Source organism: Enterobacter sp. SECR19-1250 (assembly GCF_013391025.1).
Lineage (GTDB): Bacteria > Pseudomonadota > Gammaproteobacteria > Enterobacterales > Enterobacteriaceae > Enterobacter > Enterobacter cloacae.
The window spans coordinates 1-2,172 of the sequence record NZ_JACASJ010000233.1; the positions used below are offsets into that span (position 1 = coordinate 1).

The 2,172-nt window shown below is 58.7% G+C and carries 3 protein-coding genes; all 3 read right to left on the minus strand.

The genetic code is table 11. The annotated features are described in order from the left end of the window. Positions 1-106: 106 nt before the first annotated feature. From HX884_RS26180 to HX884_RS27690, 3 genes are read right to left on the minus strand one after another with little or no spacing between them, the layout of a single operon-like run. Positions 107-1,066 carry a cation diffusion facilitator family transporter gene (locus tag HX884_RS26180; protein ID WP_023294863.1) on the minus strand — a complete coding sequence of 320 codons (960 nt, stop codon included), beginning with the start codon at positions 1,064-1,066 and terminating at the stop codon, positions 107-109. A 19-nt stretch (positions 1,067-1,085) separates the two neighbouring features. Further along, positions 1,086-1,652: a recombinase family protein gene (locus tag HX884_RS26185; RefSeq protein ID WP_011638900.1), complete on the minus strand. Its 567-nt coding sequence runs from the start codon at positions 1,650-1,652 to the stop codon at positions 1,086-1,088. A 7-nt stretch (positions 1,653-1,659) separates the two neighbouring features. Next, a complete protein-coding gene (locus tag HX884_RS27690; RefSeq protein WP_025714488.1) occupies positions 1,660-1,956 on the minus strand; it encodes a zinc ribbon domain-containing protein in 297 nt (98 codons plus the stop codon). Positions 1,957-2,172 lie beyond the last annotated feature (216 nt).

Here is a 2,172-nt window from a genome sequence, read left to right on the forward strand (position 1 = left end):
TGAAAGCCTGTCCTCAGCATAGTACCGGGAAGGAGGGAGTGACCATCTCATTAAAAATCGTACGCTAAGACCGGTTTGGCTAGCCGGGTAGTAGGAGTCCCATTAGTCACGCCTGCCGGGCTGCGGCTTGGTCTGGTTGAGAACTCGGTTCTTTGTGGCGATGATCCACGAAGTTGCACCCATCGACGCTGTGCTCACAGGCAACAATCTCCAGTTGCAGCGTCGTATGGAAGATGCTGAATCGGTCAGCCAGCAACAACTTGAGGGTTTTGAGCAACTCGTCGGGCCCTATTTCCGGCGCATACACGATATGAGCGGTCATGCTGACCTTGCCGCTCGTGAGCGCCCATACGTGCAAGTCATGCAGCCCTGTCACGCCTGGCACGGCCTGAACAGATGCCATCAAGGCTCCCATGTCAATGCCGTCTGGGACTCCCTCCAGCAAGACATTCAGGCTTTCCTTGAGTAGCAGCCAAGTTCGTGGCAGCACCCAAAGCCCAATTGCCACGGCGACGACCGCATCTACCCACACCCAGCCGGTGAATCGGATGACCAGCGCAGCTCCGATCACGCCGATGGAGCCAAGCATGTCGCTCCAGACCTCCAGATAAGCGCCTTTGACGTTGAGGCTCTTGTCCTTGCCGCCCTGAAGCATACGCATGCTGATGAGGTTGACGATCAGACCCAGCACTGCTACCACCAGCATCCCGCTGGACTGAACCTGCGCTGGCTCGCGCAAACGCTGCCAGCCCTCATACAGGATGTAGCCAGCGACGCCGAAGAGCAACAGGGCGTTGAATGCGGCCGCAAGGATTTCGAAGCGGTAGTAGCCATAGGTGCGCTTGGCATCGGCTGGCCGTCTCGCCACCCGTACAGCCGCCAAGGCGATGGCCAGCGCCGCTGCATCCGTGAACATGTGCGCCGCATCTGAGAGCAGGGCCAGGCTGTTGAAAACAATGCCTGCGGCGACTTCGGCCAGCAGGAAGCTTCCGGTCAGCGCCAGGGCGATCCAGAGCGATTTTTCATTGCGCTCGCTGGGTAGGGCATGGGAGTGATTGGTGCTCATCTTCGTCCTTCTTCTGAGTTCATTTTTGTTCAGCGTGACCGGAAGCCGGCACCCAGCGATACAACGTCGGGATTGAGACCCCGAGGTTCTTGGCCACGTCCTTGGGAGCGATCCCGCTGGCGAGCAGTTTCTTGGCCGATTCAATCTTGCTTTTGGTCATCTTCGGTTTGCGTCCTCCCTTGCGGCCTGACAGCCGGGCGACCGCCAATCCTGCACGGGTCCGCTCCACCGTCAGCTCGCGCTCCATTTCGGCGAGGCTGGCCATGACGTGAAAGAAGAACCGTCCCGACGGCGTGCCGGTGTCGATGGCGTCGGTGAGACTCTTGAACTGGATGCTCTGCTTGTGCAACTCGCTGACCAGATCGACCAATTGCTTGACGCTACGGCCCAGGCGATCCAGCTTCCAGACGACCAGCGTGTCTCCCTTGCGTAGCATTTCAAGCGCCTTGGCCAAGCCGGGGCGCTCGGCTCTCGTGCCGCTTAATTTGTCCTCAAAGAGCTTTTGGCACCCGGCCTGGGTCAAGGCCTCTCGCTGTAGCTCCAGGTTCTGATCCTGCGTCGAGACGCGCGCATAGCCGACGAGCATGGCACGGTCAGACCGCTGCCTTGCCGCACTGAGCGCAAAACTTCGTACCCGGTTGCAGTGTGGTTCCGCATTGCGCGCAAGCCGAAGGAACCAACGAAGTCCCGCACTGCTGGCAGAAGCGAGCGCCTGGCGCGTTAGATGCCTTGCAGTTGGGGCAAGCAAGGCCGCCATTACCCCACCCGCCCGCTGGCGGCCCGCCGCTTCCGTACCCACCGCCACCACCGTGATGCCCACCACCGTGATGCCCACCACCGCTGTAACCGCCACCGTGGTGGCCACCGAAAAGTCTGTCAAAAATACCCATGAGTCTTTCTCCTTTCGTAAACACGTCAAAGCCACTTGGGGCAGCGGTTGGCTACATCACTATTTCTCGAAACGCGTTGATATGATAAGAATTCAAGAATAAAGTTTCAAGAACTGTTTTCGAGAATCGCAACGCATTGATTTGCTGTACCGCGCCAGAGGTGTCATTTTCAGAAGGTGACTGCACGGAATATCAAGAGTCGGCTGCACAGTCTTT